Genomic DNA, 13,545 nt, shown 5'->3' with positions numbered 1-13,545 from the left:
GCCGGCGTTACCCAGCTCCTTGTAGAAAGGCACGTTGGAGTCGCCGTTGATGGTGGAGATCACCGCCGTCTTCTTGCCCTCGCCGGCGAACTTCTTGATCTTGGCGATGATGGTCTGGTAGTCCGAGTGACCAAACGGGGTGTATTCCTCGATGATGTCGGCCTCGGCGACGCCCTTGCTCTTCAGGAAGGCGCGCAGGATCTTGTTGGTGGTGCGCGGGTACACATAGTCGGTACCCAGCAGCACAAAGCGCTTGGCCGAACCGCCTTCCTTGCTCATCAGGTATTCCACCGCGGGGATGGCCTGCTGGTTGGGGGCCGCACCGGTGTAGAAGACGTTCTTCTCGAGCTCTTCACCCTCGTACTGCACCGGGTAGAACAGCAGACCGTTGAGTTCCTTGTACACCGGCAGCACCGACTTGCGGGACACCGAGGTCCAGCAGCCGAAGGTCACGGCCACCTTGTCCTGGGACAGCAGCTGGCGGGCCTTCTCGGCAAACTTCGGCCAGTCGGAGGCCGGGTCCACCACCACCGGCTCGAGCTTCTTGCCCAGCACGCCGCCCTTGGCGTTGATTTCCTCGATGGTCATCAGCGCGGTTTCCTTGAGGGCGGTCTCCGAGATGGCCATGGTGCCGGACAGGGAGTGGAGGATGCCAACCTTGATGGTGTCGGCCGCGTAGGCGCTGGCGGACAGCCCGCCGATGGCGGCGATGGAAGCGGAGAGAACAGCGGCCTTGAGGAAGGTGCGACGGTTTTGCATCGAGGGCTCCTTGGATCGGTGGGTTCGGTTTAATGCGGTGCAACAACGGTTCGCAGATTACGGAGCCCTCCCCCGCGCCGGAATACGTCAGATTGCGTAGGTACTGCGTAGCCCCCCGGGTCGGCTAGAATCACGGGACTCCTTTCCACGCCCACCACAATGTCCACTCCCGCACCCGCCGATGTCGAACGCCTTGTAAAGGGCATCGGCATCCCGCCCCGCCCCGAGGTGCTCACCCGTCTGCAAAAAGAGATCGAATCGCCCAACATGTCCCTGACCGTGGTGGGTCAGATCGTGAACGGCGACGTGGCCCTGGCGGCGTCGGTCATGAAGGTCGCCAACTCCCCCGCCTTCGGGCTCAGCCGCAAGGTCGGTACCGTGCAACAGGCGATTCCGGTGTTGGGCAGCCGCGTCCTGTCCAGCCTGGTGGCCGGTTTCGCGCTGCGCAGCAGCATTGCCGGGCCGGTGCGGCTGGACCGGTTCTGGGACAGCAGCATCCGCGTCGCCCAGCTGTCGGCGCGCCTGACCAAGGAATTCCGCGGCGTCCCCGCCGACCACGCCTACACCTTCGGGCTCTTCCACGATTGCGGCATCGCCGTGCTGCTGCAACGCTTTCCCGACTACCGGGACACCCTGCAACTGGCCAATGGCGATGACAGCCGCAGCTTCACCGAAGTGGAAGAAACCCGGCACGCCACCCACCACGCGGCCATCGGTTGCTTTCTGACCCGCACCTGGGGCCTCGCCGAGGACATCAGCCGGGCCACGCTGATCCACCACGACCAGTCCATTTTCGCGCCCGACGCCGAGACGGACGACGCCCGCTGCCGCACCCTGATCTGCCTCGCGGCCCTGTCCGACTGTTTCGTGAATAGCTTCATGCGCATGAGCGAGGACGCCAGCTGGCTGCGCATCCGCCCGCACGTGCTGCAGCACCTCAACGTGAGCGAGAGTGAATTTCACGACCTGCGGGAAATGGCTTTCGAACTATTGGAGAGCATCTGAGCTCCACACAGACATGCCTGCGCCCCCCATCTACCCCGTCGCAGCCCTCCGCGCCATCGAGAGTCTGGCCCTGCCCGGTGCCGTACCGCCCCTGATGGAACGGGCCGGGGCTGCTGCCGCGGCCGTGGCCCTGGATCTGCTGCCCGGCACCGGCGCCCTGGTGCTGGTGGCCTGCGGGCCGGGCAACAACGGGGGCGACGGCTTTGTGGTGGCCCGGCGCCTGCACGCCGCGGGCCACCGGGTCAGCGTCGCCTTTGCCGCCGACCCGGCCCGCTTGCCCCCCGATGCCGCCGCCGCCCATGCTGCCTGGCTGGCCTTCGGCGGCACTACCCACCCAAGCCTGCCAACACCTCCCGAGGGGGGCTGGTCCATGGTCATCGACGCGCTGTTCGGCATCGGCCTGCAGCGGCCCATCGAAGGCCTGTACGGCGAATGGATCGCACAGTTGTCCGCCACCCGCGGCCTGCGTCTGGCCCTGGACATCCCCAGCGGTCTCGATGCCGACAGCGGGCACTGCCCCGGCGCCTGCTTCCAGGCCGATCACACCGTCACCTTCATCGCCCTCAAGCCCGGGCTGCTCACCCTGGACGGGCCCGACCAGTGCGGCACCCTCCACCTGGCTACCCTGGACCTGGACGCCGAAGCCCTGGCCCCCGCCACCGGCCACGCGGTGCGCCCTGCCCTGTTTGCCGAGCACCTGCAGCCACGCCGGCGTAACAGCCACAAGGGCAGCTACGGCGACGCTGCCATCATCGGCGGCGCGCCAGGCATGGTTGGCGCGGCCCTGCTGGCCGGGCGGGCAGCCGCCTATCTTGGCGCCGGCCGCGTTCTCGTCGGCCTGCTCGACCCGGCAGCCCTGGCCGTTGACCTGCTACGCCCCGAGCTGATGTTCCGCAGCGCCCACGCGCTGCTTGATGAAGCCGGCAGTGCTGCCCTCGCCGTGGGCCCGGGCCTGGGCCAGTCCGACGCGGCCCGCGCCCTGGTGGCCACGGCCCTGGCGGCGGCAACGCCCCTGGTGCTGGATGCCGACGCCCTCAATCTGCTGGCCCGAAACACCGACCTGCAAACCGCCCTGGCCGGGCGTGCCCAGCCTGCCGTACTCACCCCCCACCCGGCCGAAGCCGCCCGCCTGCTGGGCTGCGACACTGCCGCAGTGCAGGCCGACCGCGTCGCCGCCGCCTGCACCCTGGCCCGCCGCTACCAGGCCTGGGTGGTGCTCAAGGGCTGCGGCAGCGTGATCGCCGGGCCCGATGGTGCCTGGTGGATCAACACCACCGGCAACCCGGCCATGGCCACGGCCGGCATGGGTGACGTGCTCACCGGCCTGGTCTGCGCCCTGCTCGCCCGCGGCTGGCCCCCCCGGGACGCCCTGCTGGCCGGGGTGCACCTGCACGGTTTGGCCGGCGACAGCCTATGCACCGGGCTGGGCCTGGACACCGGCCTGCTCGCCGACGAGATGGCCGGCGCCGCCCGCCAGGTTTTCAACCAATGGCTCCAGCACCGCCCCCCCGCCGGCCCGCCATGAGCCTGCTCCAGCAACCTGGCCACAATGGCACCCTTGGCGACGTCTGTTCGCCCATCCTGCTGCGCCTGCCGGCCGAGATGCCGCTGGCCGAAGCCCTGGCCACCCTGCTCACCCACCGGGTTTCCGGGGCCATCGTGATGTGCGACGAGCGCTACGTGGGCATCATCACCGAGCGCAGCGCTGCCCGGGCCTGCCTCGACTCGGACCCGGCCAGCCTGATGCTCGGAGAGGCCTGCGACCCCAACCCGCCGGTTGGCCAGCCTCACACCGATCTGCGCGAGGCTTACCGCCTGCTGGTGCGCCACGGCAGCCGGCACATCCGCATCCAGAACGTGCCGGACGACCCCGGCGTGCTGATCTCGGAAACCGAGCTGCTGGCCGCCCTGGGCGTGGAGCACTTCACCCACCTGGACACCGTGGGCCACGTAATGAGCCCGCGCCCCCACACCATCCCCGCCAGCGCGGGAGTGGACCAGGCCATCCGCCAAATGCGCCAGTACAACATCGGCTGCGTGGTGGCCGAAGCGGCCGGGAAGCCGGTAGGCGTATTCACCTTCCACGACCTGACCGTGCTGCTGTCCCGCAATGCGCGGATCGCCGATATCACCCTGTCCGAGGTGATGAGCCCCAACCCCATCTTCGTCCAGACCTCCACCTCAGTCTGGTCGGCGGCCCAGGCCATGCAGCAGGCCGACATCCGCCACCTGCTGGTGATGCGCAGTGGACGCCTGGTGGGCGTGCTCTCCGAGCACGATATCGTGACCAGCCTGGAGGGCCGCTACGTCGCCTTCCTGCGCGAGATCATCGCCGAGCAGGAACAGGAACTCATTGACCAGCGCGTGCGCCTTGCCCGGCGGGAAGGCGAAGAGCGCCTGCGCCGGATCATCGAATCCACCCCGGACGTCGTCATCGTGAAGGACGGGGAGAACCGCTGGCTCATCAGCAACGGCACCGGGCTGCGCCTGTTTGGACTCACCGGCGTGGATTACGCCGGGCTCACGGAGCAAGAGCTGGCCCGCGTCGCCACGCCCCTGGTGGCCCAGAGCCTGTTCGAGTGCGCAGCGACCAACGACCTGGCCTGGAGCACCCCGGACGGCTATCGCTACATCGACCGCCTACCCTGCCCCGACGGCACGACCTGCTACCTGGACGTGATCAAGAAGCCCGTCTTCAACCCCGACGGCAGCCGCCAGATGCTGGTCGTGGTGGGCCGGGACATCACCGACCGGGTGCTGATGGAAGAGCAGGTGCGGGCCCTCAACGCCACTCTTGAAGAGCGGGTTGCCCGGCGCACCGCCGAACTCAGCGCCACGCTGGCCGAGCTAGAATCCTTCAGCTATTCGGTTTCCCACGACCTGCGCACGCCCCTGCGGGCCATTGAGGGCTTCTCCAGCGTGGTCATGGACGAGCACGCCGCCGCCCTTGGCCCCGAAGGCCTCGACCACCTGGGCCGGGTGCGTGACGCCGCACGGCGCATGGCCAGCCTGATCGATGATCTGCTCGACCTGTCGCGCCACGTCCGCAAACCCCTGCAATGCCGTGACACCGACCTCTCCGCCACGGCAGCCAGCATCGCCCGGGACTTTCTCGATGCATCGCCGGAGCGCAAGGTGCGTTTCGAGATCGATCCGGGCATCCACGCCGAATGCGACCCGGTGCTGCTGCGCACCGTGCTTGAGAACCTGATCGGCAACGCCTGGAAGTTCACCCGCCCGGTTGACGCACCGTGCATCCGCTTCGGGGTGCACCAGGAGCCGGAGGGTCTGGCCTATTTTGTGGCCGACAACGGGGTGGGCTTCAACCGCTCCGACGCCACCAAGCTGTTCACCCCCTTTCAGCGCTTTCATACAGCCGCCGAATTTGAAGGCAGCGGCATCGGCCTGGCCACCGTGCATCGCATCGTGCGTCGCCACGGCGGCTGGATCCGCGCCGAGAGCCAGGCGGGCAAGGGCGCCACCTTCCTGTTCTCCCTCGGCGCGTGAGCCACGCCCAGCGCCCGCTGCTGGGCATCGGCCTGGCCATGGCCTCGCTGCTGCTCTTCGTGATGCTCGACGTCACCACCAAGCACCTGAGCACACGCTTCCCGGTGCCACTGCTGGTGTGGGCACGCTACACCGTGCACCTGCTGCTCATGCTGGTGATGCTCGGCCCGGCCTTGCGCACGCGGCTCTTTCGCACCCGGCGGCCGGGCATGCACCTGGTGCGCGGGCTGCTCCTGCTGTCCACCAGCCTGTGTGGCGTGGCCGCCTTTCAGCGCATGCCCCTGGCCGAAGCCACCGCCATCATCTTCGCCTCGCCGGTCATCGTGGTGCTGCTGGCCCGCCCCATCCTCGGCGAGAAGATCGGCGCCCTGCGCTGGCTCGCCGTGCTGCTGGGCTTCAGCGGGGTGCTGCTGGTGGCCCGCCCCGGCAGCGGACTGGTGCCGGAGGGCATCGCCTTCGCCCTCGCCGCCGCCGTGGTGTACGCCCTCTACCAGATCCTCACCCGCAAGATGTCGAGCACCGAGAGCCCGGTAACCCTGCTGTTTCACACCGCACTCATCGGCAGCGCCTTAACTACCGCGGCCCTGCCGTGGATGAACCACGGCCCGGACCCCAGCACGCCCGACTACCTGGCCATGGGCGCCATGGGCGTGCTGGCCGGCTGCGGGCATTTCCTGCTCACCCGCGCCTTCCGCGAAGCCCCCGCCTCCCTGCTCTCGCCGCTGCTCTACGTGCAACTGCTGTGGGCCACCCTGTTCGGCTGGCTGGTCTTCGATCAGCTGCCCGACCGCATCGCCCTGGGCGGCATGCTGGTGATCGGGGTGGCTGGCGTGCTCATCGCCATCGACAGCCGGCGCGTAGCCCGGGCCGCCGCAATCTAGCATCGCGTAGGGTCGAACCTATCCGGGCTTCCTCAGTTTGCCGCATCGTCTGACGATCCGTGCAAGCGCTCCCGTAGAGGCGACTTGCGGGGGCGACTTGTGGGGGCGACTTGTGGGGGCGACTTGTAGGGGCGACTTCAGTCGCCCATCCACGCCCCGATCACCGGCATGCCCTTCATCGAAGCCGGTGGGCGACTGAAGTCGCCCCTACAGGAGGTCCAGCCTGGCTCCCGTAAGCCCCACCCATGCCCAGGTCAGCATTGGGTTTGCGTGTGCTTCTCGGCGCTCAACCGAGGCAAGCAGGTTTATTCGACCCCACAAACGCCCGGCCCACTAAAGCCTGCCCGGCTCAGCGCGCCTTCAGGGCCTCGATCGCCGGCGGATAACGGCCCTCGGCCGACGCCCGCAGCCAGCGCAGGGCCTGACCGGGGTCCTGCGCCTGCCCAGCGCCGGTATCCAGCATCACCGACAGGGCGTACTGCCCCTCAGGCTCACCGGCCTCGGCGGCCTGGCGGAACAGGCGCGCCGCCTCGTCCAGATTGCGCGGCACGCCCCGCCCGGCTTCATGCAGCCAGGCCAGACGCGTCAGCCCCCGGGGGTCGCCCGCGTCAGCAATCGCCCGGTAGGCCGTCAGCGCATCCGGCAGGCTGCCGTCCGCCTCCAGGCGCCGCGCCTGGGCCAGACGTCGGTCTTCCGCACTCACCGAGCGCTGCGCCGTGCCATCCAGCACCGCCAATTGCGCCGCGGCCTCGTCGTCACCCATGTCGGCGGCAGTCTTCAGCCAATGCCGCGCGCCAGCCACATCCGGCGCCCCAAAACGGCGGGTCTGCAGGGACGTGCCCAGCCGCAGGGCCGCATTGCGGCTACCGGCCACCGCCGCCTTCTCGTAACGCCGCCGCGCCTCCGCCCCATCCTGCGGCTCGCCCAACCCGTCCTCGGCCAGAATCCCCAGGTTGAACCAGGCCTCGCCCATGCCCCGCTCGGCCAGCACCGTCCAGATCTGCTTCGCCTCCGCGTAGTGGGCCATCTTGAACTCCGCATAGCCCTTATAGAGCCCGATGGCCGGCTTGCGCACCACCTCGGCCAGATCCTCCTCGCCCAGCAACTCCGCCTGGGCGGGATGGAAAGCGCACACGACAGCCAGCAGCCCGACACGGGCCAGCGATACACGAACACGCAACATGAAAGTCTCCGATGGGGTGGAATGTGCAAACAGGTGGATCTCCGCCACCCTCGAAGTCCAGAATACCCCGCTCACCCGCAAGTTCCCCTTTTGCCGGTCAGCAAAAGAAAAATCACGCCACCGCTTGACAGCCCACCGACCCCTTACTAAAATGCGCGCTCTTCACCTACCGGGCGGTTAACTCAGCGGTAGAGTGCCACCTTCACACGGTGGAAGCCACTGGTTCGATCCCAGTACCGCCCACCAGACAAAGCGTAGCGTTTTCAGTAACCTGGCAACGATACGCAGCAAAAAAGGCACCCTCGGGTGCCTTTTTTGTTTTGCTCGCGCAAGTCCTCAGAAACTGAAGGTCGCCGTGGCCGTGATCGTCCTCGGCATGGCCGGGGTCACCTGACCGCCGACGAAATAGGCGGACGGAACGTAGTACTTCTTGTCGGTCAGATTGAGGACATTCAGCCCCAGACGCGCCTTCCACAGGGAATAGGAAAGCTGCGCATCCCAGACAGTGGTTGCGGGGGTGAAGAAGGTATTGGTTGAGTTGCCCGGCAGCCGGGAATGATGGGTCACGCCCAGGCCCAGACCCAGCCCCGTGAGATCGCCCGAGCGGAAGTCATAGCGGGTCGCCAGACGGGCCGACTGTTCAGGCACGTTGAACAGCTGCTTGCCCACCAGGGTGGCATTGCTGTCTTCGGTGATCTCCGCCGTCTGCGACGTGAAGGCGGCAATCCAGGCCCATGACGGGCTGGCCTGCCATCTCAGGTCCAGGTCGACGCCCCTCGAGCGCTGCTTGCCCGCCTGGATGGAGAAACCCGGATTGACCGGATCGCCGATGGCCACGTTCTTGCGCGTCAGATCGAACCAGGCCAGGGTAGCCGTGATACCTGCCAGATCCTTCAGGCGGAAGCCCACTTCGGTCTGAGCGGACTCTTCGGGCTTCGGCGGTGCAGAGAAGATCGAGAAGGTGGGCACCTTCATGCCCTCGCCGTAGCCGGCAAACATCGACACCCGGGGGGTGAACTCATAGACCGCACCCACCCGCGGCGTGGTCTTGGCGTTATCGCTGACGTTGTTGATGCCCCAGGACGGATTGACGTCGTTCACCTTGATCTGCGAATGCCGCAGGCTGCCCAGGAAATGCCAGTTGCCCACATCGATCTGATCCTGGATGTAGGCCACCTTGGACAGATACCGGTTGCGCTGATCGGGCGTTGTCGGTGCCACAGGCTCGGACCAGGCGGGATACACCGGGTTGGTCAGATCCACGTTGTCAAAGGACACCACCCCGATCATGTTCGAATAGATCATGAACTCGTTGTCACGGGTGTTCTCGTAATCGAAGCCCAGGTTCACGGTGTGCTTCGCCTCACCAAACTGCAGCTTGCCGGTCAGGCTGGGGGACACCGTGCTCGTCTTCAGGTGCGCCCACATGCGGGCCCCGCAGAGGGTGTTGAGGGTGGGCGTGGCGCTGCCGAAGCCCATGCAACCCATCATGCCCATGGTGTCCACCAGCCAGGTTCCCCGCTGATCCAGCTTCACCTCGTTGTAGGCGGTGAGCAGCGAGAAGCTCCAGCTGTCATTCAACTGCTGCCGCCACTGAAGATTGACCCCCTTGGAGGTGTTGGTCGTATCGGGCAGATCGGGGGAGGCAATGTTGGTGCGCCTGGGCAGGGTGTAGGTGGCGGTGTTGAGCGTGCCGTTTGTCGGCAGACCGCTGTAATCGAGCGTGGTGTTGTCCAGGTAGCGCAGCCTCAAGACCACCTTGGTATCGGCGCTGGGGGTCCAGGCCAGGCTCGGAAACAGGGCGCGCTTCTTGAAGAAGACACGGTCGGTCTCGCTGTCGCTGTCAGACCACTCCCCCACCATCCGCAAAGCCAGCGCCGGGCTCAGGGGCTGATTGACATCGAAGTTCGTGCCCTTCTCGCCATAGGAACCCAGCTTGAAGCCCAGCTTCCGCACCACCTCCTGGGTCGGTTCGACGGTGGTGACGGCAACGATGCCCCCGGTGGTTTCGTAGCCGCCCACGCCCTGGCCGCCAAACAGCCCGCCTGAGGGCCCCTTGACCACATCAACCCGATCCACATTGACCAGGCTCTCGTGATTGGTGAAGTTGCCCTTGAGCGCCACGCCATCCACCACCGTGGCCGAATGGAAGCCGCGGATCTTGAACACCACGTTGTTGGCGTCACGCGCATCCACCAGCGACACATTGCTGACATTGCGCAGCACGTCGGAGAGCGTTCTCGCCCCCTGGTCCTCGATCATGGCCCGCGGCACGCTGACGATGGATTGGGGAATGTGCTCGACTGGCGTATCGGTGCGGGTCCCCGCGCTGACGGACTTCACCACATAGTCGTACTCGGGAGCGGCCCGGACATCAACGGTACCGAGCTGGGTCGCCTCCTGGGCAAGAGCGCCTGAACAGCAGCTACCGACCAAAGTGGAAATGACCGTCCTCTGCAAGGTCCTGCGCGCTGCAGAAAAACCCCCTCTTTCATGCCTCATGGTGCCCCCGAGTGTGGAAGTTGAGGGCAGCGCCGTGTACTTGTCAGAAAGGCCGCCCAAAGGGGCCGACCATAGCGAAATCGATCACCCCCCGGAATGCGGCCAGTTGTCGCATACAGCCAGGCCAGAGGGCATTGTCGCCAACGCCGATGGAGAAGTGCAGCTGGGGGAAGACAGCGGCGGCGAGCCTGAGCGTCAGGTGCGCCAGCTCACCCGCCCCTGCCCGGCTTCGTTCAAGCGGGCCACCAGCGCCTCGGCATCCACCTCCGCCACGCCGAACGAAAGCTCCACCTCCTCGCCGTGCTGCACGCCCTGCAGGCTGCCGCCGGCCGCATCAATCTCGCGCCGGAACAGCCCCTCCAGGCCGTAGGGCACGGCGCACACCATCGTGCGCAAGCGCACCAGGGGGATCTTGCGGGCGCTCTTCAGAGCCTGGGCCACGCAGTCGGTATAGGCGCGGACCAGCCCGCCCGCCCCCAGCCGGACACCACCGTAGTAGCGCACCACGGTGGCGAGCACGCCTTCGAGATCCTGATGGCGCAGCACATCCAGCATCGGCCGACCGGCGGTGCCGCCGGGCTCGCCGTCGTCCACCGCGGCCGAATGCCCACCGGCCAGCAAGGCCCAGCACACGTGCGCCGCCCCCGGGTGCTCGGCACGCAGGGCGGCCACGACGGCCTGGGCTGCCGCCCGGTCGGGCACGGACTGAACACAGCCGATGAACCGGCTCTTCTTGATCAACAGCTCGCTGTGAGCTGGCGCAGCAACGCTCTGGGCCATGAAAACCAGGGCGCCCTAAAAGGAGGCTGGCGGGCCGAGCCGGTTGTGCACGGACGGCGCCTGCACACCAAGCAGACGCCGCGCCTGCGGCAGCAGGCCCCTGCTCAACAGCAATCGCCGCATACTCGCCGCCAGTCGCCTCGCCAGACCCGGATCGCCGGCCCAGGCATAGGCATCAATCTCGGGCACCGACTCACCCGTCCGGTAATGGGGAAAATAGCTCGTGCAGATGCACTGCTCCGGCCGGATCTCCTCCGAATCCACCGCGAGGGCAAACAGGTGCAAGTCCTTGCCGCGGTAGTAGGCATGGCGCCCCAGGTCGATCAGCCGGGCGGGGTCGAAGGTCAGCCCGAACTCCTCGCGGGTTTCCCGCAGGGCGCACGCCAGCGGCTCCTCGCCGGGGTCGATGAGGCCCTTGGGCAGGTCCCAGTGCTCATTGCCGGTGGAATGCCCCACCAGCACCTCAGCCCGCTCATTGATGATGAGCAGGCCACAGGACAGAAAATTAGCGCTCACCGGGCGTAGCCCCGATGGCGGAATGGAGCGGCGTGGATCATGGGAAGGCAGAAAGCGGCGCGCGCCGGATTTTGGATACCGTGCGCCAAGCAGCAGATTCTCTCCTGTTAAGGCGATCTTTACTGACAGCATTTGTCACGCCTTGGTTCGACAGAACCGGCCCTTCACACCATTTCCACCCTTTGAGGGCCTGGCCCGAGGCCGACGCGAGCATGCGCCCCCAGCCGCGGGCGGACACCAGCCGAATGCATCTAGAATGGCGACCATTGCGCCACAGGGCGCGCCACCCACCTCACATACGCATGCGACATCAAGGCCGGATCAGCAGCTGGAAAGACGACAAGGGCTTCGGCTTCATCACCCCCAACGACGGAGGCGAGCAGGTCTTCCTACACATCAGCGCTTTCCAGAACCGTCAGCAGCGGCCCGCCCAGGGGCAGTTGGTGACCTACGAACTCAGCATCGACAGCCAGCGCCGGGCCCGCGCCGAAAAAGTCGCCCGGGCAGGCGAATCCGCCAGGGCAAGTGACACGGCACGTGACACGGCCAGCGGCGGCACCCTCGCCGCAGTCATCGCCCTGGCCGTCATCGCCGGGCTGGCCGGTGCGGCCTTCATGGGGCGGCTGTCCTATGCCGTGCCCGCGGTGTACGCGGCGGTCAGCATCGTCACCTTCATCGTCTATGGCTTCGACAAGATCGCCGCCGAAAAGGGCGAGCGCCGCACGCCCGAGAACACCCTGCATCTCCTCGACCTGGCAGGCGGCTGGCCCGGCGGCCTCGCTGCCCAGCGCCTGCTGCGCCACAAATCATCCAAGTCATCCTTCCAGGGCGTCTTCTGGACCACCGTCGCCCTCAACGTCGGCATGCTGGCCTGGGGAATGTCGGCCCAGGGCCCGATGCTGCTCAAGTTTCTGCTCGGCGCCGCCTGAGCCATCACCGGCATGGCGCCATCTTCCGGGGCTGCGCGGCTGGTCAGACCTGAAGGAACAACCTAGAATCAACCAGACTATCTATTCACAAATCCATTCAAAACCATGGAAGTGCACGCCGACGCCATCAGGCTGCAACTCACGCGCGGCCCCCAAACTGCACGCCAACTTACTGAAAAAATTGGAATAAGCCAACCCAGCCTGTCCCGTGCGCTGAAAACCATGGGCGCCGACATCGTGCGCATCGGCGCCGCCCGATCCATTCAATACACCCTCCGTGACACCCGGCGCGGGCTCCCCGACATCCCCATCCATCGGGTTGATCCCGAAGGCCGCATACAAACGATCGGCACCCTCGTCCCCGTCTGCCCGGACGGCTTCGTCATGCAGCACCCCGACGGCACCACTCTGCACAGCAAGGGCCTGCCCTGGTGGCTGCTCGACATGCGCCCCCAGGGCTACCTCGGCCGCGCCTACGCCGCCCGCCATGGCACCGACCTGGGCCTGCCCCCACGCCTGGCCGACTGGACCGACACCCACGCCCTGCGCGCCGTGCTAGCCCACGGCCACGACCTCATCGGCAACCTGCTGCCCGGCGACGCGGCCCGGGCGCACTTTCTTGCCGCCTCCCTGCCCGACCCCATCCCCCACCCCCATAAGCCCGAGGCCTACGCCCGACTCGCCCGCGAAGCCGCCCGGGGCGAGCTGCCCGGTTCCTCCGCTGGCGGCGAGCAACCCAAGTTCACCACCCGCGCCATGACCCCCGCCGGCCCCCGGCACGTCATCGTCAAGTTCAGCGAAGCCGAAGCGGGCCCCGTGCCGCAACGCTGGCGCGACCTCCTGCTCGCCGAACACCTGGCCCTCGAAACCCTGCGCCACGCCGGCATCCCCGCCGCTGCCAGCCGGATCATCGACCACCACGACCAGCGCTTCCTCGAAGTCGAACGCTTCGACCGCATCGGCGACCTGGGCCGCCGCGCCCTTATCTCCCTCGCCACCCTCGACGCCGAATTCCTTGGCGCCGGCCGCGGCCCCTGGCCAGAGCTCGTCCAACGCCTCGCCGCCGCCCGCCACATCACCCCCGGCGCTGCCCACGACGCCGCCCGCCTGTGGGCCTTTGGCACCCTCATCGGCAACACCGACATGCACAGCGGCAACCTGAGCTTCATCACCGATCAAGGCCGCCCCTACGCCCTCGCCCCCGCCTACGACATGACCCCCATGGCCTTCGCCCCCCGCAGCGGCGGCAGCCTGCCCGACACCCTCCCCCCGGCCGACATCCACGCCAGCGTGAGCAACGCGATCTGGCGAGAAGCGGAAGAGCTGGCCCGGGACTTTTTGGCGCGGGTCCGGGCGGCAGAGGGGTTTAGTGCGCGGTTTGCTGCGTGTGTTGATGCGCTGGTGGCGCATGGGGAGATGGCTGGGGAGAGGATTGGGCGGCTGGGGTAAGTAACAACGGGGCGCGTACCTGCCGGGCGAGTGA

At 67.2% G+C, this 13,545-nt stretch carries 11 protein-coding genes and 1 tRNA gene; 7 read left to right on the top strand and 5 right to left on the bottom strand.

What is annotated here, in order from left to right; translation table 11 throughout:
• Positions 1-759: transporter substrate-binding protein (locus ACIQ09_RS02260; RefSeq protein WP_398305469.1), on the bottom strand; the 759-nt coding region annotated here is incomplete at its 3' end.
• A gap of 159 nt (positions 760-918) precedes the next feature.
• Here ACIQ09_RS02260 and ACIQ09_RS02255 point away from each other — a divergent pair.
• Genes ACIQ09_RS02255 through ACIQ09_RS02240 form a run of 4 tightly spaced genes read left to right on the top strand, consistent with a single transcriptional unit; the run spans position 919 to position 6,152 of the window.
• Complete coding sequence (locus ACIQ09_RS02255; RefSeq protein ID WP_398305466.1) at positions 919-1,764, top strand: HDOD domain-containing protein; 846 nt, start codon at positions 919-921, stop codon at positions 1,762-1,764.
• Between the two features lie 13 nt (positions 1,765-1,777).
• The gene (locus ACIQ09_RS02250; RefSeq protein ID WP_398305463.1) at positions 1,778-3,289 is read left to right on the top strand and encodes an NAD(P)H-hydrate dehydratase; all 1,512 of its coding nucleotides are present in this window, start codon (positions 1,778-1,780) and stop codon (positions 3,287-3,289) included.
• The gene (locus ACIQ09_RS02245) at positions 3,286-5,271 is read left to right on the top strand and encodes a CBS domain-containing protein (RefSeq protein ID WP_398305460.1); all 1,986 of its coding nucleotides are present in this window, start codon (positions 3,286-3,288) and stop codon (positions 5,269-5,271) included. The genes ACIQ09_RS02250 and ACIQ09_RS02245 overlap by 4 nt, the downstream gene beginning before the upstream one ends.
• Positions 5,268-6,152, top strand: a complete 885-nt coding sequence (locus ACIQ09_RS02240) for a DMT family transporter (protein WP_398305456.1) — start codon at positions 5,268-5,270, stop codon at positions 6,150-6,152. Before ACIQ09_RS02245 ends, ACIQ09_RS02240 begins: the two co-directional genes overlap by 4 nt.
• Positions 6,153-6,501: 349 nt before the next feature.
• On the opposite strand, the gene ACIQ09_RS02235 is transcribed toward ACIQ09_RS02240, so the two are convergent.
• Positions 6,502-7,335: a tetratricopeptide repeat protein gene (locus ACIQ09_RS02235; RefSeq protein WP_398305453.1), complete on the bottom strand. Its 834-nt coding sequence runs from the start codon at positions 7,333-7,335 to the stop codon at positions 6,502-6,504.
• Positions 7,336-7,506: 171 nt separating this feature from the next.
• Between ACIQ09_RS02235 and ACIQ09_RS02230 the strand changes: the two genes are divergently transcribed.
• Positions 7,507-7,581: transfer RNA gene (locus tag ACIQ09_RS02230), tRNA-Val, on the top strand.
• Between the two features lie 90 nt (positions 7,582-7,671).
• Here ACIQ09_RS02230 and ACIQ09_RS02225 read toward each other — a convergent pair.
• The 3 genes from ACIQ09_RS02225 to ACIQ09_RS02215 form a co-directional block, all read right to left on the bottom strand.
• Positions 7,672-9,795, bottom strand: a complete 2,124-nt coding sequence (locus tag ACIQ09_RS02225) for a TonB-dependent siderophore receptor (RefSeq protein WP_398305450.1) — start codon at positions 9,793-9,795, stop codon at positions 7,672-7,674.
• Positions 9,796-10,032: 237 nt separating this feature from the next.
• Positions 10,033-10,617, bottom strand: a complete 585-nt coding sequence (locus tag ACIQ09_RS02220; protein WP_398305447.1) for an IMPACT family protein — start codon at positions 10,615-10,617, stop codon at positions 10,033-10,035.
• Positions 10,618-10,632: 15 nt separating this feature from the next.
• Positions 10,633-11,133 (bottom strand): NUDIX domain-containing protein, encoded by a 501-nt coding sequence (locus tag ACIQ09_RS02215; protein WP_398305444.1) that lies wholly within the window; start codon positions 11,131-11,133, stop codon positions 10,633-10,635.
• Between the two features lie 302 nt (positions 11,134-11,435).
• Between ACIQ09_RS02215 and ACIQ09_RS02210 the strand changes: the two genes are divergently transcribed.
• Together ACIQ09_RS02210 and yjjJ are read left to right on the top strand one after the other, a co-directional pair.
• Complete coding sequence (locus tag ACIQ09_RS02210; protein WP_398305441.1) at positions 11,436-12,062, top strand: DUF1294 domain-containing protein; 627 nt, start codon at positions 11,436-11,438, stop codon at positions 12,060-12,062.
• Positions 12,063-12,167: 105 nt separating this feature from the next.
• Positions 12,168-13,511, top strand: a complete 1,344-nt coding sequence (yjjJ, locus tag ACIQ09_RS02205) for a type II toxin-antitoxin system HipA family toxin YjjJ (RefSeq protein ID WP_398305438.1) — start codon at positions 12,168-12,170, stop codon at positions 13,509-13,511.
• The last annotated feature ends 34 nt before the right edge of the window (positions 13,512-13,545 follow it).

The organism is Zoogloea sp., from assembly GCF_044344315.1.
GTDB lineage: Bacteria > Pseudomonadota > Gammaproteobacteria > Burkholderiales > Rhodocyclaceae > Zoogloea.
The sequence above is the reverse complement of the archived record's forward strand: the minus strand, read 5'-3'. Positions and strand labels throughout refer to the sequence as shown.